Below are 25,320 nucleotides of genomic sequence, written 5' to 3' on the forward strand. Positions count from 1 at the left end.
ACGCCGACTTGCCAGGCCGCCGCCCCAGGTGTGCTCTGGAGGGCGGGGGCGGAGAGGAAGGAGTGCTCTCATGGCTCATGCGGCACCCGCGTCCCGGCGGCGCATGGTGAGCAGACGCCCGGCGACCGACATCCTCAGCCCGCGCGCTCACCGCGTCGCGAGCGTGGCCGTTCCGATCGTCCTCGGCCTGGTCTACGGCTACTGGGTGGCGGCGGACCGCCGTGCAGGCGGCGAGATCACCGGCTGGAACCTGCTCCTCGGCTTCGTCTCCGCGGCGGTGTTCATGCTGCTGTTCGTCGCCGTCCGGGCCGTCTCCGGCCAGATGCGGCGCGAGATGCACGCGATCCTGTGGGCCGCCTTCACCGGCTGCGCGCTCGGGTTCCTGTACAGCCAGACCGGCCACAGCGTCGTCAGGTCGTCCCTGATGGGGGTCGTGTTCGGCGCGGTCTGCTTCGTCGTGCTGTTCTACCGCTACTACACGCACGAGGACGCCGAGGGCCGGCGCGCCTCCTGAGCACACGCACAAGCACACGGCTCGGCCCCGGCCGCGCGCCGGGGCCGAGCTCCTTCCCCTGCATCCACCTGCATCCATCCACCTGGGGGCCCGGGGGTTTCTCCTCGCTCCCCCGATCCATGAGACACCCGTTCGGGTGAACCCTCCACCGGAGAGGGGAACCGTGCGCCCGGATGCAGGCACCCGGCGGGCGCCCCGGGCCGCGCGGTCCTTCGCTTGAGGGGTGTCCACACGGTTGCGCGACGGTCTGTCGGCGGCGCTGATCGCGCTGTCGTGCCTCCTCCTGCCGTTCGGCGCGGCGGCGTCCTGGGCCGCGTACGGGCTCGCCGACACCGGCCGCTACGTCACGGCCATGGCACCGCTCGCGTCCGACCCGGCCGTGCGGCGCGCGGCCGCCGACGCCCTGGGCACCGGGATCATGCGCGAGGTCGACCGGCGGCTGGCCGGGGCGCCCGCGTCACCCGCGCCCGGCACGGTCCGCCCCTTCGTCCGGGACGCGGCCGACTCCTTCACCCGCACCGCGACCTTCCGCACCGCCTGGGACGCCGGAAACCGGGCCGTGCACGACGCCGTCCTGGACGCCCTGCGCGACGGCCGCGCGGGCCCCGTCACCGTCGATCTCGCGCCGATCACCGCGCAGGTCAAGGAGCGGCTGCTGGACGACCACGTGACGGTCGCCCGGCACATCCCGGTCGAGCACACCGAGGTGCCCGTGCTCGGCGCCGACGAGCTGGCCCGGCTCAGGAAGGGGTACGACGTGCTGGAGGTCGCCGGGTTCTGGCTGCCCGTGGCCGCCGCCGTGCTCGCGGTGGCCGGGATCGCCGTGGCCGCCTGCCGCCGCCGCGCGGTCACCGCGGCCGCGCTCGGCACGGCCCTGGGCGGCGCGCTCCTCGTCCTCGCCGTGACCCTCGGCCGCCGGCTCACGCTCGCCGACCTGCCCGAGGCCGCCCACCGCCCGGCCGCCGGCGCCGTGTACGACGCGCTGACCCAGCCGCTGCGCTCGGTGGCCTGGTCACTGGTCGCCCTCGGCCTGGCCGTGGCCCTCACGGCCCGCCTCGCCGCCCACCTGGCCCGGCGCCGCCGCGAGGCCGCCCGGCCCGCCACGGACCCCGCCCCTCCGCCGACCCGCGCCCGGGTCTGACGGGACCCGGGGGACACCCGGTGCTCCTGGCACCATCGGCACCCCATCTCGTAACGTCGTCGCCGTGACAGACCGGGGGAGCCGGAACGGACGCCGCCGCCACCGGGCCGGCCGGTGGCTCGGCGCGCTGCTCCTGCTCGCCGTCACCGCCGTCGTCGCCTGCCGGGCCGCCGACACCGACGCCCTGACCCCCGTCCCGCAGCTGCTGGCCTTCCTGCCCTGGCTGCTCGTGCCCACCGTGGCCGGGCTGCTGCTCGCCCTGCTCGCCCGCTGGTGGACCGGCCTGGTGTGGGCGGTCGCGCTGCTCGGCCTGCTGGCCTGGTTCATCGAGCCGTACGGCAAGAGCCGCCGGCCGGACGGGCCGCCGCTGGCCTCCGTGCGCGTCCTGACCTCGAACGTCGAGTTCGGGCAGGCGGCGGGCGCGCTGGCCGCCGCCGTCCGCCGCGAGGAACCGGACCTCGTGTTCGTCCAGGAGTGCGAGCAGACCTGCGACGCCGTCCTCCGCCGGGAGCTCGGCTCCGCGTATCGGCACCGGGTGGCGGAGGTGGCCGCCGGGTCCCACGGCTCGGTGCTGCTCAGCCGGTTCCCGCTCGCCCCCGCCGAGGGCGTCGACGGCACCATGGCCATGCCGGGCGCCGTCGCCGACGTGCGCGGGCGGCCGGTACGGCTCCAGCTCGCGCACCCCATGCCGCCGCTGCCCGGCCGGACCGGGCCCTGGCGCCGCGAACTGGGGCGGCTGCGCGACCACGCCGCCGGACGCGGCCGCACCCCGCTCGTGCTCGCCGGGGACTTCAACGCCTCCCAGGACCACGCCGCCTTCCGCCGCATCCTCGACACCGGCCTCCAGGACGCGGCCCGGCTCGGCGGCCACGACCGCACCCCGAGCTGGCCGGCCCGCACCGCACCGCCGCTCGGCGCGCAGATCGACCACGTGCTGCTCTCCCGGGACTTCTCCGTGCGCGCCACCCGCTTCCTCGACCTGCCCGGCACCGACCACCGCGCCCTGCTCGCCGACATCACCCTGCACCGGCGGCCCGGCTGACGACATGGGCGCGGCCGCCCCGTGCAGGAGGGCGGCCGCGCCATGTGGGGGGTGGAACGTGGAGGAACCGCCTCAGCGGCGGGCTCCCTTGTCGAGGGCCTTGTCGAGCGCGGCCGCGAAGCCGTTGGCCCACAGCTGCTCGACCCGGGCCCGCTCGTTGGAGTCCGGCTGGGAGTTGGTGCACGACGGGCCGGGTCCGCCGCCCGACATCAGCTCGCTGCACGGGCCCTCGTAGTGGTCCGGCAGCCCGAGGACGTGGCCCGTCTCGTGCGTGGTGACACGGGTGGAGTCGTACTCCTGGTTCTGCTGGTAGTCGAGGAAGACGTACCCGTTGCCGTGTCCGTCGGTCGAGGCGTACGAGCCGCGTGAGTCGTTGCCCTCGCGGTAGGTGAAGTCGGCGTTCGAACCGGACTGGAGCTTGACGTTGGAGACCGAGCTGTTCCAGATCTGGGCGCTGCGGGCTATCTGCGCGCTGAACGTGGGCGCGCCCGAGGCGTCGTAGACGACGGTGACCGCCGCGGCGGCCGTCGGCCGGGCGGCCTGCTTCTCGGCGACCGACTTCAGCACGGCCTGGAAGAAGGCCTTCGAGGCGTCGGAGTGGGACGGGCCGGCGACGAAACCGGCCTGGGCGTGAGTGTGGGCCGGGGCCGCGGTCGCCGGGGCGACCATGCCGAGGCCGAGGGCCGCGACACCGAGAGCGGCCGCCGCCGTCGTACGGGCGGACAGGGCGAAGGACATGCGCATCGATGACTCCTAGGTGGGGGGTGAGTCGTCAAAGCGAGTGTCCGCGTCCGAAAAGCCGCTGTGATGATGGCAATCGGCGATAGCACGGGCCTATCAGGGCCCCGATTCGCCGCGTTCGGAGGGGATTTGGGTGGCTGGTGAAACCAGTCCTTCCGCTTTAGTCTCCCAGGGCATGGAGCTCGAGGTGAGACACCTCCGCGCGCTGTGCGCGATAGCCGACACCGGCAGTCTGCACCGGGCCGCGCGGCAACTGGGCGTCGCCCAGCCATCGTTGAGCACACAACTGCGCCGCATCGAGCAGGAGCTCGGCGGCCCGCTGTTCCTGCGGGCCCGCACCGGCTGCCGGCCCACGCCGCTGGGCCGCCTGGTCCTCAGCCGCGCCCGCCCCCTGGTGTCCGAGATGCGCGCCCTCGTCACCGAGGCGCGGGCCGCCGCGATGGGCGGCGCCGCCCTGCGGGTCGGCTCGACCGCGAGCAAGGCCCTGGCGGGCTGGCTGCGCCGGCTGCGCGGCCACGGCCAGGACCCGAGCCTCCACATGAACGTCTCCCCCAACGCCCTGCTGCGCATGGTCGCCGACGGACAGCTGGACGTCGCCTTCGTGCACGAGGTGGAGGGCTGCCCCCTGCGCATCCCGGCCGAGCTGCGGCTGCGCGTGCTGATGGACCGCGAACCGCAGTTCGTGTCCCTGCCCACCGACCACCCGGCCGCCGCCCGGCGCGAGGTCGACCTGCGCGATCTCGCCGGCGACCGCTGGATGGTCGACCCGACCGTCGACGGCGAATGGGACGCCGTCCAGCGGATGTTCCGCGCGGCCGGCGTCAGCCCGCAGGTCCTGCACGGCGACTACTACACCGCCGACGCCCTGGTGGCCACCGGCGAGGTCGTCACCGTCTGCCAGCCCACCCACGCCGACAGCCCCACCATGGCCGTACGGCGGCTGCGCGGCGACCCCCTGGGCGTACGGCTGCTGCTGGCCGCCCGCACGGAGACCGACCTCGACGGCGTCTACCCCGCGCTGGAGCAGGCGTACTGGGAGGCGGCCCGGCAGGCACCGGCGTACCGGGAGTGGCTGGAACACGACGGCGAACGGCGTCCGCCGCGTGTCCCGGCGCTCCCCTGACCGGCGTGCGACCGGCCTCAGACGCCGATGTCGCGCCCGTCCCGGCGCCACACCGCCACCACAGCGGGCCGGTTGATCCGGCCGGGCCCGTCGGGCCAGGCGCTCAGCGGCTTCTCGGCCGTCGCCCCGTCGATCTCGCCCGGGTGCTGCACGGCGACGAGCACCCGCCGGTCCTGCACGAGCGGACCGCAGGTCTCGGCGCCCTTCGGCATCGTCAGGAACTGCTTGAGCTCACCCCGCCGCTCCCCCCGTGTGGCGACACCGAAGAGGCCGTCGTGGTTGCCGAGGGCGTTGCCGTCCGTGGAGATCCACAGGTTGCCGTAGGGGTCGAAGGCCACGTTGTCCGGGCAGGAGATCGGCGAGACCTCGTCCTTCGGGAACCCGGCGAAGTAGGTGGCCGGGTCGTCCGGGTCGCCCGCCACCAGGAACAGCGACCAGGCGAACCGCTCGCTGTCGGCCCGGTTGCGGTGCTCGGTCAGCTCCAGGATCTGGCCGTGCTTGTTGGCGTTGCGCGGGTTGGCCTCGTCGGCCCGGGGGTTGGTCCCCACACCGCGGTTGGAGTTGTTCGTCAGGGCGACGTACACCTTGCCGGTGTGCGGGCTGGGCTCGATGTCCTCGGGCCGGTCCATCTTGGTGGCCCCCACCTTGTCCCCGGCGAGCCGCGTGAAGACGAAGACCTCCTCCGCGCTCATCCCCTCGACGTGCGAGACGGCCCCGTGCGCGGTGGCGGTGGCCAGCGGGATCCACTCGCCGCTGCCGTCGAACTCGCCGTCGGCGGGCAGCTTCCCGGTCCCGTCGATCTCGATGGCGGGGGAGTCGCCGCTGAGCCGGGCGACATACAGCGTCCCTTCGTCGAGCAGCGACAGATTGTGCTCACGGACGGCCCGGCTCGACCCCTTCCGCATCCGCTTGCTGCCGACGAACTTGTAGAAGTAGTCGAAGCGCTCGTCGTCACCGGAGTACACGACCGGCCGCCCGTCGTCGGTCAGCCGCACGGTCGCGCCCTCGTGCTTGAACCGGCCCAGCGCGGTGCGCTTGCGGGGCGTGGACGTCGGGTCGTACGGGTCCAGCTCGACGACCCACCCGAAGCGGTGCGGCTCGTTGGGCTCCCGGGCCACGTCGAAGCGCCGGTCGAACCGCTCCCACTTGCGCTCGCTCGCGCCGCTGCCCAGCCCGTACCGCTTGTCGGTGGCACGGGTGGCGCCCGAGAAGTACTGGTTGAAGTTCTCCTCGCCGTGCAGCGTGGTGCCCCACGGGGTGACGCCGCCGGAGCAGTTGTTGAGGGTGCCGAGGACCTTGGTGCCGGTCCGGTCGGCGGAGGTCTTCAGCAGGTCGGACCCGGCGGCCGGACCGGTCACCCGGAACTCGGTGGTCGCCGTCACGCGCCGGTTCAGCGGGTGCCGGGGCACCGGCGTGAGCTTCCCGGACCGGCGGTCCTCCTCCACGACCACGGCGGACAGCCCGTGGGCCGCCCAGGCGACCTCGACCTGCTGCCGGGTCGGGTTCTCGGCGTCGTAGCCGCGGAACATGAGCACCTCGTCGGTGTACTCGTGGTTGGCGACGAGGATCTGCCGGTGGGGCTCGCCGTGCAGCGGGAGCAGGGCGAGGAAGTCGTTGTTGTAGCCGAACTGCTTCGCCTGCGCCTCGGCGGTCTGCCGGTCCGGGTCGAAGGCGGGCGCCCCGCGCAGGATGGGCTCGCCCCAGCGGATGACGACGTTCTGGGCGTACCCGTCCGGGATGGTCACGGCGTCGGCGGTGTTGGGCGCGACGGGCGTGAACCGCAGCCCGCGCGCGCCCTGGGCGCCGGGCCGGGAACCGGTCGCCGGGGCGGCGCTCGCCTGCGGCGCGGAGAGGGTCGCGGAGGCCCCGACCGCGGCGGCCGCGGTGACGACGGCGGCGGCCCGCATCACGGTACGGCGGCTGAGGGCGTCGGCGACGACATCCCCGACGTACGGGTTGGCGGTGGTGTTCGGGACCTCGTGGAAACAGGCGTCCCCACACCGGAAACGGCAGGTCAGGGCGGCCCTGGCACCGTGGCGCGGGGCGCCGTCGACGCTGATGATCGGCAACTGGATACGCATGGCTGCTGGTACTCCCCTTGCTTCCCCTTGAGATGCGGCGTCGGTGACGGTAGGGGTGCGTGCGAGCGGCAGCAGGGCGTGAGCGTGAACGAGGAGTGAAGCGAGGGTGGCTGTACGGATCGCCGGCAGGCGGCTCGATGCGACCTTGACGGGCGAAAGAGCCTGTGTTCACCCCTCCCCAAGATCACCACCAGGGGCCGCTAACCTTACGTGTCCGTCCTGGCCAGGGATCTACGGGCATCAACTCACGCGAAGGGTTGCGCACATGGGCATTCTCACTCTCCTGCGGAACGCGTTCGGCCGGTCACGCAAGGCCCAGACCGCCGAGGCGGAGGGTGCGACTCCTTCGCAGGAACCGCAGCCGACCGCCACGCCGACGGTCCCGGAACCGCGCACGGCGGAGCCGGAGCCGACGGCGGACGACAACGAGCACGACCTCGTCACGGCGGCCTTCGACAACATCACGGTCCCCAAGCAGACGCCTCCGGCGGAGGAGCCGGTCGCCGAGCCCGCGCCGGAGACGCCGAAGGCAGAGAAGCCGACCCCCGAGCCCGAGCCGGAGCCGGAACCGGAAGCACCGAAGGCCGAAGAGGCCGAGGCCGAGGAGCCGAAGGCCGAGGAGAAGCCGGAGGCGGTCGCCGAGGCGACCCCTGAGCCGGAGCCGGTGGCCGAGGTCACCCCCGAGCCCGACCCCGAGCCGGAACCGGTGGCCGAGGTCACCCCCGAGCCCGAGCCGAAGCCGGAGGCCGCCGACGGCGAGGAAGCCCCACAGGGGCCACCCGCAGCCGACGACGAAGGCAGCACGGGTGGTGCGGGTGGGAACAACGAGGCCGAAGGCGAAGCCGAGGCCGAGCCGACCACCCCCACCGGCGAAGCCGAACCGGCAGCCGACGACGAAAGCAGCACGGGTGGTGCGGGTGGGAACAACGAGGCCGAAGGCGAAGCCGAGGCCGAGACACCCGTCCCCACAAACCTCCGTACCGCCCACACCGCCGCAGGCCACGCCCTCACCACCCACAACCTGACCGGCACCCGCGCCAAGACCTACCTCGTCCTCGACCGCTCCGCCTCCATGCGCGCGTACTACAAGGACGGCTCCGCCCAGGCCCTCGCCGAGCAGACCCTCGCCCTCGCCGCCCACCTGGACGACACGGACCCGACCGTCCACGTCGTCTTCTTCTCCACCGAACTCGACGGCACCGGCGAACTCACCCTCACCGAGCACGAGAACAAGATCGACGAACTCCACGCCGCCCTCGGCCGCATGGGCCGCACCAGCTACCACGTCGCCGTGGAGGAGGTCGTCGCCCACCACGCCAAGACGGCCCCCGAGACCCCGGCCCTGGTCGTCTTCCAGACGGACGGTGCCCCCGACGCCAAGACCCCGGCCAACCAGGCCCTCACGGACGCGGCGAAGAAGCACCCGAACGTCTTCTTCTCGATCGTCGCCTTCGGAGACCCCGAGCAGAAGGCGTTCGACTACCTCCGCAAGCTGAAGACGGGCAACACCGCCACCTTCTTCGCCGGCGAGTCCCCCCTGGAGCTCACAGACGACCAGCTCTACGACGGCATCCTGTCGTCCTGGCGCCCGTAGGCACCGTAGGCAGACGCACCACACTCCGAGCCGCCCGCTTCCCACCCTGCAAAACGGAAGACGGGCGGCTCGCCCATGTCGGCTACGATTTCAAGGTTCGAAAGTGACGGCAGCGGTCGCAGAACCCGGCATCCGTCACCCCACGTAACGACTTGGGAGCAGCCCGCGATGGCTCGACACCTCATCACCAGCGCCCTTCCGTACATCAACGGGATCAAGCACCTGGGCAACATGGTGGGGTCCATGCTCCCGGCGGACGTGTACTCCCGCTACCTGCGCCAGCGCGGTCACGACGTCCTGTACATCTGCGCGACGGACGAGCACGGCACCCCGGCCGAACTGGCTGCGAAGGAGCAGGGCCTCCCCGTGGACGTGTTCTGCGCCCAGGCGCACGACGCGCAGAAGGCGGTCTACGACGGCTTCGCCCTCGCCTTCGACCATTTCGGCCGCAGCTCCAGCGCGGAGAACGTCGAGATCACCCAGCACTTCGCCCGCAAGCTGCACGAGAACGGCTTCATCGAAGAGCGCGCGATCCGCCAGGTCTACAGCCCGGCCGACGGCCGCTTCCTCCCGGACCGCTACGTCGAGGGCACCTGCCCGCACTGCGGCTACGACAAGGCCCGCGGCGACCAGTGCGAGAACTGCACGCGCGTCCTGGACCCGACGGACCTGATCGAGCCGCGCTCGGCGATCTCCGGTTCCACGGACCTGGAGGTCCGCGAGACCAAGCACCTCTTCCTCCTCCAGTCCAAGCTCCAGAACGAGGTCGCGGAGTGGGTGAGCCGCCACGACGGCGTCTGGCCGCACCTGGCCTCCTCCATCGCCCACAAGTGGCTGACGGAGGGCCTGCACGACCGCGCGATCACCCGTGACCTGGACTGGGGCGTGCCCGTACCGGCGGACACCTGGCCGGAGCTGGCGGCCGAGGGCAAGGTCTTCTACGTGTGGTTCGACGCCCCGATCGAGTACCTGGGGTCGACGAAGGAGTGGGCCGACCAGGACCCGGAGAACCGGGACTGGAAGTCGTGGTGGTACGACGTCGACACCGACGTCCGCTACACGCAGTTCATGGCGAAGGACAACGTCCCCTTCCACACCGTGATGTTCCCGGCGACCGAGCTGGGCATCCGGGAGCCGTGGAAGAAGGTCGACTTCGTCAAGGCGTTCAACTGGCTGACGTACTACGGCGGCAAGTTCTCCACGTCGCAGAAGCGCGGTGTCTTCACCGACCAGGCGCTGGAGATCCTGCCCGCCGACTACTGGCGCTACTTCCTGATCGCCAACGCCCCCGAGTCGGACGACGCGTCGTTCACCTGGGAGCACTTCACCGCGACGGTGAACAAGGACCTCGCCGACACCCTGGGCAACTTCGTCAACCGCGTCCTGTCCTTCTCGAAGAAGCGCTTCGGCGAGCAGGTCCCGGCGGGCGGCGAGCCCGGCGAGGCGGAGACGAAGCTGGGCGAGCAGATCGCGGAGCTGCTGGCCGAGTACGAGTCCCACATGGAGTCGCTGCAGTTCCGCAAGGCGGCGGCGGCCCTGCGGGCGCTGTGGTCGGCGGGCAACTCCTACCTGGAGGAGAAGGCCCCCTGGCTGGAGATCAAGACGGACAAGGACGGCGCGGCCCTCACCCTGCGTACGGCGATGAACCTGATCCACCTGTACGCGGTGGTGTCGGAGCCGTTCATCCCGACGTCGTCGAAGGCCATGCGTGAGGCGTTCTCCCTGCCGGACGACACGGCGACCTGGGTCTCCCCGGAGGAGGCGCGCTCCCTCACCGCCGTCCCGGTCGGCACCCCCTTCATCGTCCCGCCGGTCCTCTTCGCGAAGCTGACGGACGACGACCTGGAGCTCTACAAGGAGCGCTTCGGCGGCGAGTAGTCCGACGCCGGCCACCCGACGAAGCCGGCCCACGCCTCCGCCCCGAGCGCGAGGCGGGGGCCGGCGTCTCCGTACTTGGAGTCCCGGACGTGCACGGTTCCGGGGCTGAGGGCGAGCTCGACACAGGAGTTGCCGTCGTTGCCGCCGCTGTGGCTGCTCTTGAACCACACCAGCTCGGTCTCGCGGTTCATGTCTCTCCCAGCATTCGCTCGATCAGGGCTAGCGACTCCCTCGGCGAGAGCGCCTGAGCCCGGATGGTGCCATACCGCAGTTCGAGAATGCGCAGGTGTTTGGGTTCATGGGTCGGCCGCCCGTTGAACGCACCGTCGGAGCGGCCCACCGCCGTGCCGTCCGGGAACTTCAGCAGCTCGATCCGGCCGTCCAGACCCGAGTGGGTGTCGCTGCCCATCGGCATCACCTGAAGCACGACGTGATGCGAACGCCCCACCTCCAGCAGACGTTCGAGCTGCTGACGCCACGCCATTGTGCCCCCGATGGGACGCCGCAGGACCCCCTCTTCCAGGACGAAGCTCATCGCCGGCGCAGGTGAGCGCTGGAAGACCGACTGCCGTGCCAGACGGGCGGCCACCATGCGTTCCGCGTCGTCTGGCGAGTACGGAGGCTGCGCCGCACCGATCACCGACCGAGCGTGTTCCGGTGTCTGCAGCAGGCCGGGGATGATGTGGCACTCGTACAGGGCGATCTCCACCGCCCTCGCCTCCAACTGTCCGAGCTCCCGGACCCGCTTCGGGTAACGGACCCTCTTCACGTCCTCCCAGGCGGCCGCGATGAGCCCACCCGCCCCCAGCACCTCGTCCGCCCTGTCCAGATACTCCTGCCGGGGAATCCGCTTGCCGCTCTCGATCTTGTAGACGAGGTCCTCGCCGTACCCCACCGCCTTGCCGAACTCCCCGGCCCGCATCCCCACGGCCTCGCGCCGGAGCTTCAACTGCCGCCCCACGGTGGCGACCACGGCCACGCCCCACTCGTCGTCCGGGTCGACCTCCCACCCCGGTTCGTCGGCCTCCGTCCTCAGCATGCGCACCCCTCCGTCGTACCGCTCGTACCAGCGACGCCCTACCCGTACGCAACGTCCCGACAGGCCCGGACAGCACCGGACAACGACCGGACAGTCACCGTACGCAACCATGGCGTCACTCCCCACGGTAGGTGCGGTCGGCCACTCTGAGTGACGTGAACCAGAAGCTCGCCGCCCCCGAACACGCCATCCGCAACTTCAGCGTCCTGCTGTCCCCCACACCCCGGGGCGCCCGTCTCGCCCGCCTGCTCGCCACCCAGCAACTGCTCGTCTGGGGACTGCCGTTGGATCCGGCCCAGCTCATCGTGGCGGAACTGGCGAACAACGCCGCCACCCACGGACGCGTCCCCGGCCGGAACTTCCAGCTCCTGCTCTACGTGGTCGGCGAGACGCTCCGCATCGAGGTCACGGACACGCGCGGTGACGAAGTCCCGCACCGCCGGCACGCCGACCCGACCTCCGAGTCCGGCCGCGGACTGACCCTCGTGACCGCCCTCGCCGACCGCTGGGGCGTCTCCCGCAGCCTGCCACCCCGCAAGACCGTCTGGGCCGAGGTCACCCTCGCCGCCCCTCAGGCACCGGAACGTGAACGCCCACGCTCCGGTCCCACCTGCGGTCCCTATGCACTACCCACGAGGGATAAAGCACCCCGCCAAGCCCCACCCCTCCCTCCCGCCGGGCAAACTCACTCCGGCGAGTGAATATGCCCAACTGGGCTGGATTCGGGACCGGTTGCCTGCCGTACGCTCAGCGCCAGCAGCACGAGACGACCCCCAGACATGCGACGGCCCTCGCCGGGACTGGCATCCCGATGCGAGGGCCTGACCACCGAGGAAGAAACGGCTTCCCGATGGACACCGAAAACCCTAGCGCGCCCGCGCGCCCCCAGTCCCGCATCCCGGGCAAGAACCACCCCGACGGGCACCGGATCGCCGGCGTCGTCCACGACCACGTCCGCCACACCGAGAACTTCACGGTGATCGGCAACGACCTGACCCAGCACCCGGACCTGTCCCTGCTCGCCATCGGACTGGCCTGTTACATCCAGTCCGTGCGGCGGGGCACCGCAGTCGACATCAAGACCCTCGCCGCCCGCTTCCCCGAGGGCCCCACGCGGATCGCCGCCGCCCTGCGCGAACTCGAGGCGCACGGCTACCTGCGCCGCACCCGCGAACGCACGGCCACGGGCCGGATCGTCACCCGCACGATCTCCTGCAACCGGCCGGGCCACCGGGGCGCCCGCGAGCAGGCCACCCGCAGGCCCGCCCGCCGCACCTCCCCCGAGGAGCCCGCACCCCGCAAGCGGCTGCCCGCCGTCCCCCAGCCGTCCCGCCCCTGGCCGGCCCTCCTCCAGACGGCCGTCGACGTCCTGTCGGGCCTGCGCCGCGAGGACCCGCGCCTGCTCCTCTCCGCCACCGACGCCGAACATCTCGCCCCCGGTGTCGCCGCCTGGCTGGAGCGCGACGTCACCCCCACCGCCGTACGCCACGCCCTGACCGAGAACCTGCCGCACGAGCCCCTGATCCGCCCGGCGGCCTTCCTGGCCCACCGCCTGACGGCCCAACTCCCACCCCCACCCCCGTCCCGCCCCCAGGCGCCACCGGCCCCTGAACCCCGCCACCGGCTCCAGACCTGCGAAGGCTGCGACCGAGCCTTCCGCTCCCCCACCCCAGGCCACTGCCGCGACTGCCGATCCGATCGCCACACCGAAGGGCACCTCGCATGACGGCGACGACCCTGTACCGGGCCATGTGCGACTTCGAACCGAGACCCACACCGACTCGGGACCATAGAGAAGTTTTGGCCAACCAGTCGGCAACGATCGGACCCCACCGCCACCACCACCCCCGTTACGACCGTATGGTTTTCGCCATGGCAGTCCCAGAGGTCATTCCGATCGCCTACGCGCCCCACGGCCGCACCGAGGCGATCGGCTGTTACGAAGACGGGCAGTTCATGGGGTCCGTCACCTACGCCTTCCCCAAGGGCTTCGAGCTCGGTCCCGGCTGGGAAGAACAGAAACGCCTCTACGCGGTGCTGCACACCTTCGATCCCGACGGCACCTACCGCGACTCGGAGATATGGTGCGCGGGCACCTGGGCCGAGCAGCAGCGCGAGCCCGACGGCCCGGACTCCGTGCTCTCGCGGGCCCGCGTCCACCTCGCGACCCGGCTGCGCGGCCTCCCGCGGCGCACGTACACGGACATCGCCGTGCGGCCCTTCCAACTCACCGTCGACAACGTCCTGTTCGGCCTGGTCACCGGTGAGGACGACGGGGAGGGCTGGGCCGAGCTGTACCCGGACCACCTCGGCTTCGGCGAGCCGTGGGACGGCTCGTACGACACCTGACCGGCCGCGTTCCGGCGACTGTCGCCTACGATGGCTGGCCTACCAAGGGGGGCCTTCCATGGCACTGTTCGGCAACGCGCACACGATCGACCAGGGGCAGGCGCAGCAGGACTACGCGCGGCTGCTGGGCCACGGCGAACACGTGCACGCCGCGTATCTGCTGATACGGGACACCATCCTGTTCACCGACCGCCGGCTGATCCTGGTCGACAAGCAGGGGATCACCGGGAAGAAGGTGGAGTACCACTCCATCCCGTACCGCAGCATCACGCACTTCGCGGTGGAGACGGCCGGCACCTTCGACCTCGACGCCGAGCTGAAGATCTGGGTCTCGGGCAACTCCGTCCCGATCGAGAAGACGTTCACCAAGGGTGTCGACATCTACGAGGTGCAGGCGATCCTGACGCAGTTCGTCGCCAAGTAGGGACCATAATCGGCGGACCATGATCCCACCCCGCCGCCATCTCACCGCCGACGTCCTGACCGTGGGCGCCCGTTACGCGCTCGTCCTGGCCGGCGAGTGCGCCGTGCGCGCCCACGGGCTCGCCCCCGCCCCGAAGGGGGAGACACCGGCGCCGGCCGCGGGCGCGGAGCCGCTGGAGCTGCCGGGCGGCGACGACGGCTGGGCCCGGCGGCGCCGCCGGCCGCGCCGCCCGCGTCCGGTGGAGGTCGCCACGCAGGCCGCCGACCCCATGGACCGGATCGCGGCCGTGCTGCGCGCCGGTCTCGCCGAACGCGGCTGGGAGGTGCGGCCGGTGGAGACCGACCCGCTGTCGGCGCGGCTGCTCGTCACCGACCCGGACACCGGCGAGGAGCGCACGGTCGACGTCGTCAAGGAGACCTTCTGGCGGCCCCCGGTCACCACCGATCTGGGCCCGGCGCTCGCCCTGGAGGACGTCATCGGCACGAAGGTCCGCGCCCTGGCCGACCGGGGCACCGCCCGGGACGTCGTCGACGTGTACCTGGCCGCGCCCGGCTGGACCTTCCCCGACCTGGAGGAGCAGGGCCGACGGCACGCGTGGGACGCGCTCGACCCCGCCGACCTGCAGTCCCGTCTGGAGGCGACGGACCTCCTGGACGACCGGGAGTTCACCGCCCGGGGGCTCCCCGAGGACGCCGTGCCGGCGCTGCGCCGCTGGATCCGCACCTGGGCCGACGACATCGCCGAGCGCCTGCTGGAGGAGGAGGCCCTGCGGCCACCCCCCGAGGAGTGAGCGGAGGACATGCGCGAAAGGGCGGTGGCCCGGAACCGGTAAGGGTTCCGGGCCACCGCCCTTCGCGCGTTCCGCCTACTTCGGCTGGGGCTTGCGCACCGACAGGTGCAGCTCCTTCAGCCGGGCCTCCTCCAGCTCCGTCGGCGCGCCCATCATCAGGTCCTGGGCGTTGCCGTTGAGCGGGAAGGCGATCGTCTCGCGGATGTTCGGCTCGTCGGCGAGGAGCATCACGATGCGGTCGACGCCGGGGGCGATGCCGCCGTGCGGCGGGGCGCCGAAGCGGAAGGCGCGCAGCATGCCGGCGAACTTCTCCTCGACCGTCTCGCGGTCGTAGCCGGCGATCTCGAACGCCTTGAGCATGATCTCCGGCTCGTGGTTCCGGATGGCGCCGGAGGACAGCTCGACGCCGTTGCAGACGATGTCGTACTGCCAGCCGAGGATGTCCAGCGGGTCCTGCGTCTCCAGGGCCTCCAGGCCGCCCTGCGGCATCGAGAAGGGGTTGTGCGAGAAGTCGATCGCGCCGGTCTCCTCGTCCTTCTCGTACATCGGGAAGTCGACGATCCAGCAGAAGCGGAAGACGTTCTCCTCGAAGTGGCCGGCACGCTTGGCGGCCTCGACGCGGACCGCGCCCATGATCTTGGAGACCTCGTCGAACTCGCCGGCGCCGAAGAACACCGCGTGGCCGGGGGCCAGCGCGAGGCGCTTGGTCAGCTCGGCGACGTTGCCCTCGGTGAGGAACTTCGCGATCGGGCCGGTCAGTGAGCCGTCCTCGCCGACCCGCACCCAGGCCAGGCCCTTGGCGCCCTGCGAGACCGCGTAGTCGCCGAGCTGGTCGAAGAACTTGCGGGGCTGTCCGGAGACGTCCGGCACCGGCAGCGCGCGCACGTGCTTGCCGGCGAACGCCTTGAACTCCGAGCCCTCGAAGATGTCGGTGATGTCGACGAGCTCCAGCTGGGCCCGCAGGTCCGGCTTGTCGGAGCCGTACTTCAGCATCGCCTCGCGGAACGGGATGCGCGGGAACGGCGACGTCACGTGGCGGCCGTTGCCGAACTCCTCGAACAGCTCGGTCATGAGCTTCTCGATCGGCTGGAAGACGTCCTCCTGCTCGACGAAGCTCATCTCGACGTCGAGCTGGTAGAACTCGCCGGGCGAGCGGTCGGCGCGGGCGTCCTCGTCGCGGAAGCAGGGCGCGATCTGGAAGTAGCGGTCGAAGCCCGAGATCATCAGCAGCTGCTTGAACTGCTGCGGCGCCTGCGGCAGGGCGTAGAACTTGCCCGGGTTCAGACGGGACGGGACGACGAAGTCACGGGCGCCCTCGGGGGAGGTCGCGGACAGGATCGGCGTCGCCATCTCGTTGAAGCCGAGGGCGACCATCTTCGAGCGGATCGAGGCGATGACCGACGACCGCAGCATGATGTTCTTGTGCATGCGCTCGCGGCGCAGGTCGAGGAAGCGGTACTCCAGGCGCCGCTCCTCGTTGACCCCGTCCTCGGCGTTGATCGTGAACGGCAGCGGGGCGGCGGCGCCGAGCACCTCGACCTCGCCGACCTCGACCTCGATCTCACCGGTGGGGAGGTCGGGGTTGACGTTCTCGGTGCCGCGGGAGACGACCTTGCCGTCGACGCGGACCGTGGACTCCTTGGAGACCTTGTCCAGGGCCTCGTAGGAGGGGGTTCCGGGGCGGGCGACGAGCTGCGTGATGCCGTAGTGGTCGCGCAGATCGATGAAGAGGATGCCGCCCAGGTCGCGCCGATTGTGCAGCCAGCCACTCAGCCGGACGTCGGTGCCGACGTCAGAGGAGCGGAGCTCGCCGCAGGTGTGGGACCTGTACCGATGCATCGTCGTTCATCCAGTCTTCGCGGATCGGGGGCGTGGTTCCCGTGAAGGAGAGGCTTTGTTTCACGTGAAACTCCACCCAAGCCTACCGGGCAGCCCATGATCGCCTCCCCACCGTTTCCCCGCGCCCCTTGGCTCCGACCGGCCGCCGGGCCCGCCCGGCTTCGGTGGCACGGTGCGATCAGCTCTTCTTACAGTGGGGCCATGCGTACTGGTGAGGCCCTGCCCGCCGTGGAGGAGGTCCTCACCGTCCTCGCGACGGGCCACCGCCAGCTGGATCACGGACGTGATCTCGTTCCAGTCCACCGGGTGCAGGCGTGCGCGGACCTGGGCCTGGCTGAGCGTGCGGGCCGAGGGCACGCTCGGCGAGGTGCGCGTACGGATCATGGACGACCAGGGACGGGTCGTCCGGGTCGGGCGCAGCCGCTTCCACGCGGCCTTCGACCGGGAGAAGCACGCGTACGAGGTGACCCCTCGGCGGGCAGCCCGAGCAGGCGTGCCGCCTCCGCGTCGACCGCGACCAGCCCCGTGTCCGTGTCCCAGTGCCACAGCCCCCCTCCAGGAGGTCACCGAGCCGGCGCCGGGCACCTCCGCGGAGCGCACCGCCGTCACCGGCGACTGGCGCCGCTCACGGGAGGCGTTCCTGCTGGACGCGGGCCGGGCGCTGGCCGAGGCACGCTCGACGTCGGAGGTGCTGCGGGTGGCGGCGGGCCTCGCCATGCCGGGCTTCTCCCCGGACGGGCTCGCGGTGTTCGGTGTGACGGGCGACCGGCTGACGGTCATCGGCCACCACGGCCACGAGCCCGGCGACGAGGACCCCTTCAAGGGGCTGACCCTGGACTCGGACTACCCGGCCGCCGAGGTCGTCCGCACCGGCCGTGCCGTCTATCTGTCCTCCCCCGAGCAGTACAAGGAGCGCTATCCGGCGACCTGGCCGCTGGCCGCGCACTTCGACCGGCGGTCCTGGGCGTTCCTGCCGCTGGTCGTGGCCGGCCGCACGATGGGCGCCTGGATGGCCGCCTTCGCCTATCCGGTCGCCTTCACCCCCGACGAGCGCTCGGTGCTCACGACGGTGGCCCGCATGCTCGCCCAGGCGCTGTCGCGGGCCGAGGCCGCCGAGTCCGCGCGCGAGCTGACGGACGGTCTCCAGCGCTCGATGCTGCCCCGGCTGGGCCCCGAGATACCGGGCATGGCCGTCGCCGCGCGCTATGTCCCGACCGGCGGCGGGCTCCAGGTCGGCGGTGACTGGTACGACATGATCCCGCTGCCCGGCGGACCGTCCACCGGCGGTGGACGCTTCGCCCTGGTCATCGGCGATGTGCAGGGCCACGACGTACGGGCGGCCGGGCTGATGGGCCAGCTGCGGATCGCCCTGCGCGCCTACGCCTCCGAGGGCCACCGCCCCGACGCGGTGCTCTCCCGTGCCTCCCGCTTCCTGCACGGCATGACGTTCGGCTCCCCCGACGAGGACCCGGCGGCGCTGCGCTTCGCGACCTGTCTGTACGTGGAGGTCGACCCGGCGACCGGTCTGCTGGAGATCGCCCGGGCCGGGCACCCGGACCCGGCCGTCCGGATGGCCGACGGCACGGTGCTGCACCGCCCGACGGCCGGCGGACTGCCGCTCGGCATCGACCCGGACGCCGACTACCCGACCACCACGATCGCCCTGGGCCCCGGCGAGACCATGCTGATCTGCACGGACGGCCTGATCGAGACCGGCGGCCACGACCTCGACACCGGCTGGAACCGCATCCGTACGGTCCTGGACGGCCATGACGGCGATCTGGAGGAACTCGCCGACGCGCTCGTGCAGGCTGTCCACGGCCCGTCCTCGCACCACACCACCGGGCCGCTCGCGGACCGGCGCGAGGACGACATCGCGGTGCTGCTGCTGCGCCGGAAGGTCGAGGGCACGGCCGGAACCCGGGACGCCGCACGGGCCGCGGTCCGCCGCACGATGATGTCGGTGGCCCAGGCGGAGCCGGAGCGTGTGGCGGTGGCGCGCCAGCAGCTGCGGGAGCTGCTGCACGACTGGCCGGTAGCCGACCACGTCGACTCGGCGGTGCTGCTGCTGTCGGAGACGCTGACGAACGTCCTCGTGCACACGGATGCGGACGCCCTGTTCCTGGCCGAGGTGCGGGGCGGGCCGGGGGACCGCCGGCTGCGGGTGGAGGTGTCCGACACCAGTGACGACCTGCCGCACATGCGCCGGCCCGGGGAGCTGGCGTCGTCCGGGCGGGGCCTGGTCCTGATCGAGCTGCTGGCCCACGCGTGGGGGGTGGACCCCCGGGGCGAGGGCAAGAGCATCTGGTTCGAGCTCTACGAGTCCGGCGGTGGCGACGGCTCGGGGACGGCGGTGGCGCCGGGCGGGTCGGGGCGGGCGTAACGCTCTCTGAGTTCATGGGCGACGCCGGTGGCGGCGGCCGTCAGGGGCACGGCGAGCAGCATCCCCAGGATGCCGGCGACGGAGGCGCCCGCGGTGATCGTCACCATGACGACGGCCGGGTGCATCTGGACCGTGCGGCTCTGGATCATCGGGGTCAGCACATGGCCCTCCAGCTGCTGCACGGCGAGCACGATGCCGAGCACCCACAGCGCGATGACGAACCCCCGGTCGGCGAGCGCGACGAGGACGGCGACGGCACCGGAGATGAAGGCGCCCAGGTAGGGGATGTACGCGCCGATGAAGACGAGCGCGCCCAGCCCGACCGCGCCCGGCACGTCCAGGATCAGCAGCCCGATGGTGATGCACACGGCGTCGATGAGGGCGATGAAGGTGGTCCCGCGCATGAACCCCTCGACGGCCCGGAAGGCCCGCCGGGCCATGGCCTCGGTGAGGTCGCCGCTGTGCCGGGGCACCAGGGAGCGCAGCGCGCCGGCGGCGCGGTGGGAGTCGCGCAGGAAGAAGAACACGAGCAGCAGCGCGAGCACGCCGATCGCGATGGTCTCGCCGACCACGCTGACCCCGCTGATGACACCGGAGGCGGCGGTCTCGCCGAACCGGGAGAACAGTTCGCGGGAGTTGCCGGCGAGGTCGTCCAGCGAGGTCCCGGCGGGCCCGAAGCGCTCCGTGAGGTCGCGCCCCGCCTGCCGGAGCGAGGCGACGATCTCGTCGCCGCTCTCCACGATGGCGGCGGCGACGATGTAGACGGCCCCGCCGACCACGGCCACCACGGCGACACAGGTGAGCCCGGCGGCCAGGGACCGGTTCACGCCCGCCTTGACCAGCCGCCGGTGCAGCGGGCCCAGCAGTGCCGTCCCGAGCAGCGCGAGCAGGACGGGCACGACCGCGGTGCTCAGCTCCACCGTCAGCCGGATGCCGACGTAGACGACTCCGGCGACGAGCAGGACGACGGCGCACCAGGCGGCGAGCCGCCGGACGGGCTCGGGCAGCAACGGGGTGGGAGCCTGCACGCCTCCAGCGGATCATGCGCGGGGCCGGGTGTCGTGCGCGGGCGATCCGGGCGGGTGACGGACGGCGAGAGGCCCGCGGCCGCACCGGGTCGGTGCGGCCGCGGGCCTCGTGATGCGAGGGTCAGTCCTGCGCGGGTCCGGCGGCGCTCATGCCGTGCACCGCGGGGACGGTGCCCAGGCGGCCCTTCTGGAAGTCCTCGAAGGCCTGCATCAGCTCGTCCTTGGTGTTCATCACGAACGGGCCGTAGTGGGCCATCGGCTCCCGGATGGGCTGTCCGCCCAGGAGCACGACCTCCAGGTCCGGCGTGTTCGAGTCCTGCTTCTCGTCGGCGCGGACGGTCAGCGAGCCGCCGGCGCCGAAGACCGCGGTCTGCCCCACGTGGATCGGCCGCCGCTCGGCACCGACCGAGCCCTTGCCCGCGAGCACGTACGCCAGCCCGTTGAAGTCCTCGCGCCAGGGCAGGGTGACCTCGGCGCCCGGCGCCACCGTGGCGTGGATCATCGTGATCGGCGTGTGCGTGATGCCGGGTCCGGCGTGCCCGTCCAGCTCACCGGCGATGACCCGCAGGAGCGCGCCGCCGTCGGGGGTGGTGAGCAGCTGGACGTTGCCGCCGCGGATGTCCTGGTAGCGCGGGGCCATCATCTTGTCCTTGGCCGGGAGGTTCACCCACAGCTGCAGGCCGTGGAAGAGGCCGCCGGACATGACGAGGGACTCCGGCGGAGCCTCGATGTGCAGGAGGCCCGAGCCCGCGGTCATCCACTGGGTGTCGCCGTTGGTGATCGTGCCACCGCCGCCGTTGCTGTCCTGGTGGTCGAAGATCCCGTCGATGATGTAGGTGACGGTCTCGAAGCCGCGGTGCGGGTGCCACGGGGTCCCCTTGGGCTCGCCAGGCGCGTACTCCACCTCACCCATCTGGTCCATCATGATGAACGGGTCCAGATGACGGTAGTTGATCCCGGCGAACGCGCGGCGCACCGGGAAGCCCTCACCCTCGAAACCGCTCGGCGCGGTCGTGACAACGAGCACGGGACGGGCCACGGCCTCCGCGGGCGCGGCGACACGGGGCAGCGTCAGCGGGTTCTCGACGGTCACTGCAGGCATGTCGGTACCTCCTTGTGCGGCCAGTTTAGTTGAGCGTTGAACTTTCTGCCACCCCGAACGCACAAAGCCCGGAGGGCATTCCCTCCGGGCGCTTGATCCGGGAAAGCGGCTCAGTGTGACAGCACGAGCCGGTCGGCCGCGCCGGGGTCCCCGGCTCCGGCCCACCTGGTCCGGTGTGTTCTAGCCGTACATGCGGCGCATGGCGAACTCGACCATCTGCTCGACGGCCTTCGCGTCGAAGACCATGCGGTGCTCGCCCTCCATGTCGAGGACGAAGCCGTAGCCGGTCGGCAGCAGGTCGATCACCTCGGCGCCGGTGATGACGAAGTACTTCGACTCCTTGCCCGCGTACCGGCGCAGCTCCTTGAGCGAGGTGAACATCGGGATCACCGGCTGCTGGGTGTTGTGCAGGGCGAGGAAGCCGGGGTTGTCGCCGCGCGGACAGTAGACCTTCGAGGTCGCGAAGACCTGCTGGAAGTCCTCGGCCGTCACCTGACCCGTGGTGAAGGCGCGCACCGCGTCCGCGAGCGAGGGCGGGGACGGCTCGGGGTAGAGCGGCGGCTGCTGGCCGTACCCGCCGGCGCCACCGGCCATGGGCTGCTGCGGCGGGGCGTACTGCTGCTGTGCGGCTCCACCGTCCATGGGCTGGCCGTATCCATACATGCGCGCAAGCGTACCCACCGCGACCGGAGCAGTGGACCGGTACGGCCGCCAAGGCCGGTCCGGTGGGACCTGTCACAGATCGGGGATCGGGGTTGCGTCTTATTACTGGCGGGTAGCATCATCGTAGCTACTTGTTGGTATGTGAACGAGCGCGAGGATCCAGTGCCTCGCCGACCCGCTACGGAGCCGTGACCATGGGGCACTACAAGTCGAACCTCCGCGACATCGAGTTCAACCTCTTCGAAGTACTCGGACGCGACAAGCTGTACGGCACGGGTCCGTTCGAGGAGATGGACGTCGAGACCGCGAAGAGCATCCTGGAGGAGCTGACCCGCCTCTCCGAGAACGAGCTCGCGGAGTCCTTCGCCGACGCCGACCGCAACCCGCCGGTCTTCGACCCGGAGACCAACACCGCGCCCGTCCCGGCGTCCTTCAAGAAGAGCTACCAGGCCTTCATGGACTCCGAGTACTGGCGTCTCGGCCTGCCCGAGGAGATCGGCGGCACCACCGCGCCCCGCTCCCTCATCTGGGCCTACGCCGAGCTGATCCTGGGCGCCAACCCGGCCGTGTGGATGTACTCCTCGGGCCCCGCGTTCGCGGGCATCCTCTTCGAGGAGGGCAACGAGGTCCAGAAGCACATCGCGCAGATCGCCACCGAGAAGCAGTGGGGGTCCACGATGGTCCTCACCGAGCCGGACGCCGGCTCGGACGTCGGCGCCGGCCGCACCAAGGCCGTGCAGCAGGAGGACGGCTCCTGGCACATCGAGGGCGTGAAGCGCTTCATCACGTCCGGCGAGCACGACATGTCGGAGAACATCATCCACTACGTGCTGGCCCGCCCCGAGGGCGCCGGACCGGGCACCAAGGGCCTGTCCCTGTTCATGGTCCCGAAGTACCTCTTCGACTTCGAGACCGGCGAGCTGGGCGAGCGCAACGGCGTCTACGCCACGAACGTCGAGCACAAGATGGGCCTCAAGGCGTCCAACACCTGCGAGATGACGTTCGGCGACAAGCACCCCGCCAAGGGCTGGCTGATCGGCGACAAGCACGACGGCATCCGCCAGATGTTCCGCATCATCGAGTTCGCCCGCATGATGGTCGGCACGAAGGCGATCTCCACGCTGTCGACGGGCTACCTCAACGCGCTGGAGTACGCCAAGGAGCGCGTCCAGGGCCCCGACCTGGCGAACTTCATGGACAAGACCGCCCCCAAGGTCACCATCACCCACCACCCCGACGTGCGCCGCGCCCTCATGACGCAGAAGGCGTACGCGGAGGGCATGCGCGCCCTGGTGATGTACACCGCCTCCGTCCAGGACGCCATCCAGGTCAAGGAGGCGAACGGCGAGGACGCCAAGACCGAGCACGCGCTGAACGACCTGCTCCTGCCGATCGTCAAGGGCTACGGCTCCGAGAAGGCCTACGAGCAGCTCGCCCAGTCGCTCCAGACCTTCGGCGGCTCCGGCTTCCTGCAGGAGTACCCGATCGAGCAGTACATCCGGGACTCCAAGATCGACACCCTGTACGAGGGCACCACCGCCATCCAGGGCCAGGACTTCTTCTTCCGGAAGATCGTCCGCAACCAGGGCGCCGCCCTGAACTCGCTCGCCGAGGACATCAAGAAGTTCCTCGCGGTCGGCGAGGGCGGCGAGGAGCTGGCGGGCGCCCGCGAGCACCTGGCCAAGGCCGCCGTCGAGCTGGAGGCCATCGTCGGCCTCATGCTCACCGACCTCGCGGCCACCGAGCAGAACGTCAAGAACATCTACAAGGTCGGCCTGAACACCACCCGGCTGCTGATGGCCTCCGGTGACGTCGTCGTCGGCTACCTGCTGCTCAAGGGCGCCGCGGTCGCCGCCGAGAAGCTCCCGACGGCCTCCGCCAAGGACAAGGCGTTCTACACCGGCAAGATCGCGGCGGCGAAGTTCTTCGCGGCCAACGTCCTGCCCGGCGTGACCGGCGCGCGCAAGCTCGCCGAGGGCGTCGAGCTGGACCTGATGGAGCTGGACGAGGCGGCCTTCTAGGCCCTCCCCCCGCCCGGAACGGCTCACCGGCAACGGGCCGTTCCCGTCACTCACGGACAATCCACATCGCCCGCACGAGGGCCCGCTCCCCTTCCCCGGGAGCGGGCCCTCGCACGTCGTTAAGGTGAACCCATGAGCGCACCCCCCCGCTTCGACCGCGGCCACACCGACGACCTGATGTCCTTCCTCGCGGCGAGCCCGTCGCCGTACCACGCCGTGGCGAACACCGCCGAACGGCTCGAGAAGGCCGGCTTCCGCCAGGTCGCGGAGACGGACGCCTGGGACGGGTCGAGCGGCGGCAAGTATGTGCTGCGCGGCGGCGCCATCGTCGCCTGGTACGTCCCCGAAGGCGCTGCGCCCCACACGCCGTTCCGGATCATCGGCGCCCACACCGACTCCCCCAACCTGCGCGTCAAGCCGCTCCCCGACACCGGCGCGCACGGCTGGCGCCAGGTCGCCGTCGAGATCTACGGCGGACCGCTGCTGAACTCCTGGCTCGACCGCGACCTCGGCCTCGCGGGCCGGCTCACCCTGCGGGACGGCTCGACCCGGCTGGTCAACGTGGACCGCCCCCTGCTGCGCGTCCCCCAGCTCGCCATCCACCTCGACCGCGCGGTCTCCTCGGACGGCCTCAAGCTCGACAAGCAGCGCCATCTCCAGCCCGTGTGGGGCCTCGGCGACGTCCGCGACGGCGACCTGATCGCCTTCCTGGAGGAGACCGCGGGCATCGCCCCCGGCGAGGTCACCGGCTGGGACCTCATGGTCCACTCCGTCGAGCCCCCGGCCTACCTGGGCCGCGACAAGGAACTCCTCGCGGGTCCCCGGATGGACAACCTGCTCTCCGTGCACGCCGGCACGGCCGCGCTGACCGCCGTGGCCGGCTCCGGCGCCGGGCTGCCCTGCATCCCGGTGCTCGCCGCCTTCGACCACGAGGAGAACGGCTCCCAGAGCGACACGGGCGCCGACGGACCGCTGCTCGGCGGCGTCCTGGAGCGCTCGGTGTTCGCCCGCGGCGGCTCCTACGAGGACAAGGCCCGGGCCTTCGCCGGCACCGTCTGCCTCTCCTCCGACACCGGCCACGCCGTCCACCCCAACTACGCCGAGCGGCACGACCCCACGCACCACCCGCGCGTCAACGGCGGCCCCATCCTCAAGGTCAACGTCAACAACCGCTACGCGACCGACGGTTCGGGCCGTGCCGTGTGGGCGGCGGCCTGCGAGAAGGCGGACGTCCCCTTCCAGTCCTTCGTCTCCAACAACTCCATGCCGTGCGGCACCACCATCGGTCCCATCACGGCCGCCCGGCACGGCATCCGCACCGTCGACATCGGCGTCGCGATCCTCTCCATGCACAGCGCACGGGAGTTGTGCGGCGTCGACGACCCGTGGCTGCTCGCCACCTCCCTGGCGGCCTTCCTGGAGGGCTAGTGCTGTGACCGGGAAGGTTCGCCGGGAAGCTCGCGGCGTCCGGTGCGGTGCATCGCAAGGCGGAGCATGACCCGCGTACTGGATGTACTCGGGCGGGTCATGCGACAACGCGGCGAGGTGCCGTGCCGGGCGCCGCGAGC

At 71.6% G+C, this 25,320-nt stretch carries 22 protein-coding genes; 14 read left to right on the top strand and 8 right to left on the bottom strand.

The window, feature by feature from the left end; genetic code table 11:
* Positions 1 to 70 precede the first annotated feature (70 nt).
* The 3 genes from ADL34_RS09165 (at position 71) to ADL34_RS09175 (ending at position 2,697) form a co-directional block, all read left to right on the top strand.
* Positions 71 to 514 (top strand): hypothetical protein, encoded by a 444-nt coding sequence (locus ADL34_RS09165; protein ID WP_062673019.1) that lies wholly within the window; start codon positions 71 to 73, stop codon positions 512 to 514.
* A gap of 223 nt (positions 515 to 737) precedes the next feature.
* Complete coding sequence (locus ADL34_RS09170; protein ID WP_062673021.1) at positions 738 to 1,655, top strand: hypothetical protein; 918 nt, start codon at positions 738 to 740, stop codon at positions 1,653 to 1,655.
* A 64-nt stretch (positions 1,656 to 1,719) separates the two neighbouring features.
* The gene (locus ADL34_RS09175) at positions 1,720 to 2,697 is read left to right on the top strand and encodes an endonuclease/exonuclease/phosphatase family protein (protein ID WP_062673023.1); all 978 of its coding nucleotides are present in this window, start codon (positions 1,720 to 1,722) and stop codon (positions 2,695 to 2,697) included.
* 72 nt (positions 2,698 to 2,769) lie between these two features.
* Here the strand turns inward: ADL34_RS09175 and snpA are convergent, their stop codons facing one another.
* Positions 2,770 to 3,441, bottom strand: a complete 672-nt coding sequence (snpA, locus tag ADL34_RS09180; protein ID WP_062673024.1) for a snapalysin — start codon at positions 3,439 to 3,441, stop codon at positions 2,770 to 2,772.
* Between the two features lie 172 nt (positions 3,442 to 3,613).
* On the opposite strand from snpA, the gene ADL34_RS09185 reads away from it, so the two are divergent.
* Positions 3,614 to 4,561: a LysR family transcriptional regulator gene (locus ADL34_RS09185; RefSeq protein WP_062673026.1), complete on the top strand. Its 948-nt coding sequence runs from the start codon at positions 3,614 to 3,616 to the stop codon at positions 4,559 to 4,561.
* A gap of 17 nt (positions 4,562 to 4,578) precedes the next feature.
* On the opposite strand, the gene ADL34_RS09190 is transcribed toward ADL34_RS09185, so the two are convergent.
* On the bottom strand, positions 4,579 to 6,642 hold the full coding sequence (locus ADL34_RS09190) for a PhoX family protein (RefSeq protein ID WP_062673028.1): 2,064 nt from the start codon (positions 6,640 to 6,642) through the stop codon (positions 4,579 to 4,581).
* 265 nt (positions 6,643 to 6,907) lie between these two features.
* Between ADL34_RS09190 and ADL34_RS09195 the strand changes: the two genes are divergently transcribed.
* Both ADL34_RS09195 and metG read left to right on the top strand, forming a co-directional pair.
* Positions 6,908 to 8,236, top strand: coding sequence for a VWA domain-containing protein (locus ADL34_RS09195; RefSeq protein ID WP_062673030.1), 1,329 nt, complete (start codon positions 6,908 to 6,910; stop codon positions 8,234 to 8,236).
* Positions 8,237 to 8,404: 168 nt separating this feature from the next.
* Positions 8,405 to 10,114: a methionine--tRNA ligase gene (gene metG / locus ADL34_RS09200; RefSeq protein ID WP_062673032.1), complete on the top strand. Its 1,710-nt coding sequence runs from the start codon at positions 8,405 to 8,407 to the stop codon at positions 10,112 to 10,114.
* On the opposite strand, the gene ADL34_RS09205 is transcribed toward metG, so the two are convergent.
* Together ADL34_RS09205 and ADL34_RS09210 are read right to left on the bottom strand one after the other, a co-directional pair.
* Entirely contained in the window at positions 10,087 to 10,305 is a 219-nt protein-coding gene (locus ADL34_RS09205) for a DUF397 domain-containing protein (RefSeq protein ID WP_062673034.1), read from the bottom strand. The two genes, metG and ADL34_RS09205, sit on opposite strands and share 28 nt — an antisense overlap.
* On the bottom strand, positions 10,302 to 11,153 hold the full coding sequence (locus ADL34_RS09210; RefSeq protein ID WP_062673036.1) for a helix-turn-helix domain-containing protein: 852 nt from the start codon (positions 11,151 to 11,153) through the stop codon (positions 10,302 to 10,304). The genes ADL34_RS09205 and ADL34_RS09210 overlap by 4 nt, the downstream gene beginning before the upstream one ends.
* Before the next feature lie 155 nt (positions 11,154 to 11,308).
* Here ADL34_RS09210 and ADL34_RS09215 point away from each other — a divergent pair, with 155 nt between their 5' ends.
* The 5 genes from ADL34_RS09215 to ADL34_RS09235 all read left to right on the top strand — a co-directional run bounded on the left by ADL34_RS09215 (position 11,309) and on the right by ADL34_RS09235 (position 14,716).
* On the top strand, positions 11,309 to 11,854 hold the full coding sequence (locus tag ADL34_RS09215) for an ATP-binding protein (RefSeq protein WP_062673038.1): 546 nt from the start codon (positions 11,309 to 11,311) through the stop codon (positions 11,852 to 11,854).
* A gap of 149 nt (positions 11,855 to 12,003) precedes the next feature.
* Positions 12,004 to 12,879, top strand: coding sequence for a hypothetical protein (locus ADL34_RS09220; RefSeq protein ID WP_062739783.1), 876 nt, complete (start codon positions 12,004 to 12,006; stop codon positions 12,877 to 12,879).
* Between the two features lie 146 nt (positions 12,880 to 13,025).
* Positions 13,026 to 13,502 carry a hypothetical protein gene (locus tag ADL34_RS09225; RefSeq protein ID WP_062666071.1) on the top strand — a complete coding sequence of 159 codons (477 nt, stop codon included), beginning with the start codon at positions 13,026 to 13,028 and terminating at the stop codon, positions 13,500 to 13,502.
* A 58-nt stretch (positions 13,503 to 13,560) separates the two neighbouring features.
* Complete coding sequence (locus ADL34_RS09230) at positions 13,561 to 13,926, top strand: PH domain-containing protein (RefSeq protein ID WP_062666069.1); 366 nt, start codon at positions 13,561 to 13,563, stop codon at positions 13,924 to 13,926.
* A gap of 19 nt (positions 13,927 to 13,945) precedes the next feature.
* On the top strand, positions 13,946 to 14,716 hold the full coding sequence (locus ADL34_RS09235) for a nucleotidyl transferase AbiEii/AbiGii toxin family protein (protein WP_062666067.1): 771 nt from the start codon (positions 13,946 to 13,948) through the stop codon (positions 14,714 to 14,716).
* Positions 14,717 to 14,791: 75 nt separating this feature from the next.
* On the opposite strand, the gene aspS is transcribed toward ADL34_RS09235, so the two are convergent.
* Entirely contained in the window at positions 14,792 to 16,555 is a 1,764-nt protein-coding gene (gene aspS / locus ADL34_RS09240) for an aspartate--tRNA ligase (protein WP_062666065.1), read from the bottom strand.
* Between the two features lie 286 nt (positions 16,556 to 16,841).
* Here aspS and ADL34_RS09245 point away from each other — a divergent pair, with 286 nt between their 5' ends.
* Positions 16,842 to 18,938, top strand: a complete 2,097-nt coding sequence (locus ADL34_RS09245; protein WP_420714241.1) for an ATP-binding SpoIIE family protein phosphatase — start codon at positions 16,842 to 16,844, stop codon at positions 18,936 to 18,938.
* Here the strand turns inward: ADL34_RS09245 and ADL34_RS09250 are convergent.
* From ADL34_RS09250 to ADL34_RS09260, 3 genes are all read right to left on the bottom strand, one after another.
* Complete coding sequence (locus ADL34_RS09250; RefSeq protein WP_062666063.1) at positions 18,872 to 19,966, bottom strand: AI-2E family transporter; 1,095 nt, start codon at positions 19,964 to 19,966, stop codon at positions 18,872 to 18,874. The two genes, ADL34_RS09245 and ADL34_RS09250, sit on opposite strands and share 67 nt — an antisense overlap.
* Before the next feature lie 121 nt (positions 19,967 to 20,087).
* Positions 20,088 to 21,068: a pirin family protein gene (locus ADL34_RS09255; protein ID WP_062666062.1), complete on the bottom strand. Its 981-nt coding sequence runs from the start codon at positions 21,066 to 21,068 to the stop codon at positions 20,088 to 20,090.
* Between the two features lie 180 nt (positions 21,069 to 21,248).
* Positions 21,249 to 21,731, bottom strand: coding sequence for an SseB family protein (locus ADL34_RS09260; protein ID WP_062666060.1), 483 nt, complete (start codon positions 21,729 to 21,731; stop codon positions 21,249 to 21,251).
* Between the two features lie 194 nt (positions 21,732 to 21,925).
* Between ADL34_RS09260 and ADL34_RS09265 the strand changes: the two genes are divergently transcribed.
* Together ADL34_RS09265 and ADL34_RS09270 are read left to right on the top strand one after the other, a co-directional pair.
* The gene (locus tag ADL34_RS09265) at positions 21,926 to 23,752 is read left to right on the top strand and encodes an acyl-CoA dehydrogenase (protein ID WP_062666058.1); all 1,827 of its coding nucleotides are present in this window, start codon (positions 21,926 to 21,928) and stop codon (positions 23,750 to 23,752) included.
* 132 nt (positions 23,753 to 23,884) lie between these two features.
* Entirely contained in the window at positions 23,885 to 25,180 is a 1,296-nt protein-coding gene (locus ADL34_RS09270) for a M18 family aminopeptidase (RefSeq protein WP_062666056.1), read from the top strand.
* The last annotated feature ends 140 nt before the right edge of the window (positions 25,181 to 25,320 follow it).

The sequence above is a fragment of the Streptomyces sp. NRRL WC-3605 genome (assembly GCF_001509795.1).
Taxonomy (GTDB): Bacteria; Actinomycetota; Actinomycetes; order Streptomycetales; family Streptomycetaceae; genus Streptomyces; species Streptomyces viridochromogenes.

Coding starts and splice junctions, on each gene's coding strand:
- ADL34_RS09165 (WP_062673019.1), top strand. CDS start 71: ATGGCTCATGCGGCACCCGCGTCCCGGCGGCGCATGGTGAGCAGACGC.
- snpA (WP_062673024.1), bottom strand. CDS start 3,441: ATGCGCATGTCCTTCGCCCTGTCCGCCCGTACGACGGCGGCGGCCGCT.
- ADL34_RS09185 (WP_062673026.1), top strand. CDS start 3,614: ATGGAGCTCGAGGTGAGACACCTCCGCGCGCTGTGCGCGATAGCCGAC.
- ADL34_RS09190 (WP_062673028.1), bottom strand. CDS start 6,642: ATGCGTATCCAGTTGCCGATCATCAGCGTCGACGGCGCCCCGCGCCAC.
- ADL34_RS09195 (WP_062673030.1), top strand. CDS start 6,908: ATGGGCATTCTCACTCTCCTGCGGAACGCGTTCGGCCGGTCACGCAAG.
- metG (WP_062673032.1), top strand. CDS start 8,405: ATGGCTCGACACCTCATCACCAGCGCCCTTCCGTACATCAACGGGATC.
- ADL34_RS09205 (WP_062673034.1), bottom strand. CDS start 10,305: ATGAACCGCGAGACCGAGCTGGTGTGGTTCAAGAGCAGCCACAGCGGC.
- ADL34_RS09210 (WP_062673036.1), bottom strand. CDS start 11,153: ATGCTGAGGACGGAGGCCGACGAACCGGGGTGGGAGGTCGACCCGGAC.
- ADL34_RS09220 (WP_062739783.1), top strand. CDS start 12,004: ATGGACACCGAAAACCCTAGCGCGCCCGCGCGCCCCCAGTCCCGCATC.
- ADL34_RS09225 (WP_062666071.1), top strand. CDS start 13,026: ATGGCAGTCCCAGAGGTCATTCCGATCGCCTACGCGCCCCACGGCCGC.
- ADL34_RS09230 (WP_062666069.1), top strand. CDS start 13,561: ATGGCACTGTTCGGCAACGCGCACACGATCGACCAGGGGCAGGCGCAG.
- ADL34_RS09235 (WP_062666067.1), top strand. CDS start 13,946: ATGATCCCACCCCGCCGCCATCTCACCGCCGACGTCCTGACCGTGGGC.
- aspS (WP_062666065.1), bottom strand. CDS start 16,555: ATGCATCGGTACAGGTCCCACACCTGCGGCGAGCTCCGCTCCTCTGAC.
- ADL34_RS09255 (WP_062666062.1), bottom strand. CDS start 21,068: ATGCCTGCAGTGACCGTCGAGAACCCGCTGACGCTGCCCCGTGTCGCC.
- ADL34_RS09260 (WP_062666060.1), bottom strand. CDS start 21,731: ATGTATGGATACGGCCAGCCCATGGACGGTGGAGCCGCACAGCAGCAG.
- ADL34_RS09265 (WP_062666058.1), top strand. CDS start 21,926: ATGGGGCACTACAAGTCGAACCTCCGCGACATCGAGTTCAACCTCTTC.
- ADL34_RS09270 (WP_062666056.1), top strand. CDS start 23,885: ATGAGCGCACCCCCCCGCTTCGACCGCGGCCACACCGACGACCTGATG.